The following is a 3347-nucleotide window of genomic DNA, read 5'->3' on the forward strand; positions in this document are numbered from 1 at the left end:
CACCGTGTGGGTCAACACAGCGCCCCCCCGCCCACCCCCTGCGGCGGGGGGGGGCCGCCGGACCCCCCCCCCCCGACGTGGAACACCGGCGTGCCGCCACGACCCGTGGTGGCCCGCGCCTCAACCGGCCGGACCGACTACTTCTTGGTGTCGATGTGCGGCCGGGTGTGGGAGCAGCACGAGCACGACACGCTCGCCACCGCGGGTTCGCCGTCCGTGAACGTCGCGTCGGCGATGGTCGTCACGGCCAGTTCGTCCAGGACCAGGTCCTCGACGTCGAAAGTCAAGTCCATGGCGTCCTCCCTCGTTCAGTTCGGAGTGGGGCATTGCAGCCGCGACCCTAAGCGGATTGATCGGAGACCGACAAGAGCCCCGAACCCTATTCCAAGGATTCGAGAAAGGAATCGCGCCGGTCGTTCGGGCGAATGCGATCGGTTCGAACGGGTGCCCCTGTTCGGACGCCCACCGGGTGTGCTCGGGGTAATCGCGCGGTACGTGCGGCGAAGTGCCCGCGACCTCGTGTAGATTGCACTCCTCACAGGTCAACGCCCTGCGCCGGGCCGGAGTTGTGGTCCGAGTGGCCGATCCAGGGCGTCGGCTGTTCGTCGGCGACCATTCGCACCCGGCCTTCCCGGTCGTGAGTGCGGTATTCCGAACGGGCGGAACGGTGGCGATCCGGAAAAGCGCGACGGAACTGTCGGTGACGTGAACGTCGAACGGGAAAGAAGACGATCCCGATTTGCCGTGCCGCCAAACCGCCGCGGTTTCGAAGGCGGGGCCACCCCCGGGGCGGCCCCGACCACCGTCAGGTGTCGGCGCCCGGGGCCGGCCTCTCGACGAGCTCCCACCGGTCGCCGTGACCCGTGGCGATCGCGAACGCCTCGATCACCCGCCGGGCCGCCGCCGGATCGTCGACGAAGTCGACGGCGCTGACGGCGGCATTGAGGTCGACCGGCGGCCCACCGCCGAGGCTCGCGGCCAAGGCGATCATGTGCCGGTCACGGTCCGGCACGTCGGCGGCCGCCGCGAAGCCGACCACCGCCGCCCAATCGGTGACACCCCCCATCCGCACGATGTCACCCATGTCCCACGGCAGGTCCCGGATCCACACGAGGTCGCCGAAGCCCGGCCGGTCCGGTCTGTCATCCCCTCCTCGCCGGGCACGTCGCTGACGTCGAGGTCCACGGACAGGTGGCGCAACGTGCCGTCCGTACACGGTTGAGGTGTGATCGGATCCTCCTCGGCACCGGGTGCTCCGGCGGTCGCCCGTGACGACCAAGCCCATCCATGCCCGCAACGGGGCCCCACGGCGTGGAGGATGCGTCGGGCGACGAAAGCCGACGACTTCGTCGGGGGCACCGGGACGCCCCCCGCGCGTCGTGGCGGCACGCGGGGGGCGACGGGTTTCAGTACGGGTTTCCCGGCACGTTGAGGCGCACCTGGTAGAGGCCGAACGAGCCGGGGACGCCGGAGGTGATGTAGAGCGTCCGACCGTCCGGACCGCCGAACGCCGCGTTGGTGGTGTTGCGGCCCGCCGAGATCGTGCCCAGCAGCGCCCCGGACGGCGAGAAGACCCGCACGAGCCCTTCCTCGTACGACGCCCAGTACAGGTTGCCCGCGCAGTCGATGGTCGCGCCGTCGGGCGTCCGGATGCTCGCGAACGTGGTGCGGCTGCCGGTGGAGCCGTCCGCGGCGACCGCGTACTTCACGATCGAGTTGCTGCCGCCGACGTAGAGCGTCCGGCCGTCGGGGGACAGGACGACGCCGTTGGGCTGCGACAGCGTGTCGTCGACGAGGCTCACCACGCCGTTGCGCACGCGGAAGACGCTGGTCCGGCCGCCCTGCTCGTCGGCGCGGTTGCCGCGCTGGAAGTTGGGGTCGGTGAAGTAGACGGTGCCGTCCTGGCCGATGGTCAGGTCGTTGGGGGAGTTGAACGCGCGGCCCTGGTAGTTCGCCGCGACGGTGGTGCGCGCGCGGTCGGCCAGGGTGTAGGAGGAGACGGTGCGGTTGTCGTGGGTGGCGGCGAGCAGCCGGGCGCCGTCGGGCGTGATCGCGAGGCCGTTGCTGCCGGAGTCGGCGATGAACGTCTCGACCGTGGACGGCGGCGTGAACCGGAGCACCGAGGACGGTTGCACGCCCTGGGGACCGGTGGGGTTCTGCATGTTCGACAGGAACAGCGTGCCGGTCCGCTGGTCCCAGGTGGGACCTTCGAGGAAGCTGAACCCGCCCCGGACGAGCTGGGCCGTCACCGACCTCGCCGGCAACGGCTGGCCGTAGACCGCGCCGGGCGTGCACGGCCAGGCGGTCGCCGCCGGGGCGGACGCGGCCGGCGCGGCGGGGACGACCACGCCCGCGAGGGCGACGGCCGCCGCGGCGAGCGTCCGCGTGCGGTGGCGGCGCGGTGTCGTGCGGTGAGTCATGGGGAGACTCCCTTTCGTGGTGGCGGCCGGGTTCATCGCCCGAGTTCGACCTTCAGGATGCTTTCGTTGCTGTTGTTGGGGATGCTGTCCTTGTCGCCGCGGGTGCTGGTGGTGAGCCACAGGTGGCCGTCGGCCGAGGGCTCGACGGTGCGCAGCCGCCCGTAGGAGCCGGTGAGGTACTGCTGGACGTTGGTCAGGCTCTCGCCGGAGATGTCGGCCCGGTACAGCCGCGCGCCGCGCAGGCAGGCGATGTAGAGCGCGTCCCGGACCACGGCGATGCCGCTGCACGAGGCGTCGGCCACGGGGTAGGTGCGCTTGGGCGCGACGAAGCCGGGCTGGTCGCAGCTGCCGGTCGTGCCCTCGCAGGCGGGCCAGCCGTAGTTGCCGCCGCGGACGATCAGGTTCGTCTCGTCCATGACCGAGTTGCCGAACTCCTGCTCCCACAACCGGCCCTGCGAGTCGAAGGCCAGGCCCTGCGGGTTGCGGTGGCCGTAGCTCCACACCGGTGTGCCGAAGGGGTTGTCCGACGGGACGCTGCCGTCGCGGTTGATGCGCAGGACCTTGCCGGCGAGGTTGGCGCGGTCCTGGGCCCACTCGCCGTTCTGCCCGTCGCCGGTGGCGATGTAGAGCTTGCCGTCCGGCCCGAACCGCAGCCGCCCGCCGTTGTGGTACTTGTTGCGGGGGATGCCGGTCAGCAGCACCTGCGGCGAGCCCGCGAGCGCGCCGTCGGTGTAGCGGATGCGCACCACCCGGTTGTCGGTGGACGTGGTGTGCATGACGTACACCCACGGGTCCGCGGTGAAGTCGGAGGCCACGGCGATGCCCAGCACCCCGCCCTCGCCGTCGGTCCCGGCCCCCGGGGGGGCCCGGCCCGCGACCCGCAGAGGGCCCGGGGGGGGGGGGGGGGGGGCCCCCTGAGATTTTATC

At 71.7% G+C, this 3347-nt stretch carries 4 protein-coding genes; all 4 read right to left on the reverse strand.

The features are described 5' to 3' along the window. Positions 1 to 137: 137 nt before the first annotated feature. Positions 138 to 293: a hypothetical protein gene (locus ACFXGA_RS39795; protein ID WP_378098257.1), complete on the reverse strand. Its 156-nt coding sequence runs from the start codon at positions 291 to 293 to the stop codon at positions 138 to 140. A 512-nt stretch (positions 294 to 805) separates the two neighbouring features. Next, entirely contained in the window at positions 806 to 1039 is a 234-nt protein-coding gene (locus tag ACFXGA_RS39800; RefSeq protein ID WP_378098260.1) for a hypothetical protein, read from the reverse strand. A gap of 367 nt (positions 1040 to 1406) precedes the next feature. Beyond that, entirely contained in the window at positions 1407 to 2420 is a 1014-nt protein-coding gene (locus ACFXGA_RS39805; RefSeq protein WP_378098263.1) for an SMP-30/gluconolactonase/LRE family protein, read from the reverse strand. Positions 2421 to 2452: 32 nt separating this feature from the next. Beyond that, positions 2453 to 3347, reverse strand: an 895-nt coding sequence (locus tag ACFXGA_RS39810; protein WP_378098266.1) for a PQQ-dependent sugar dehydrogenase, incomplete at its 5' end; no start/stop codon positions are given.

The sequence above is a fragment of the Actinosynnema sp. NPDC059335 genome (genome assembly GCF_042752395.1).
GTDB lineage: Bacteria > Actinomycetota > Actinomycetes > Mycobacteriales > Pseudonocardiaceae > Actinosynnema.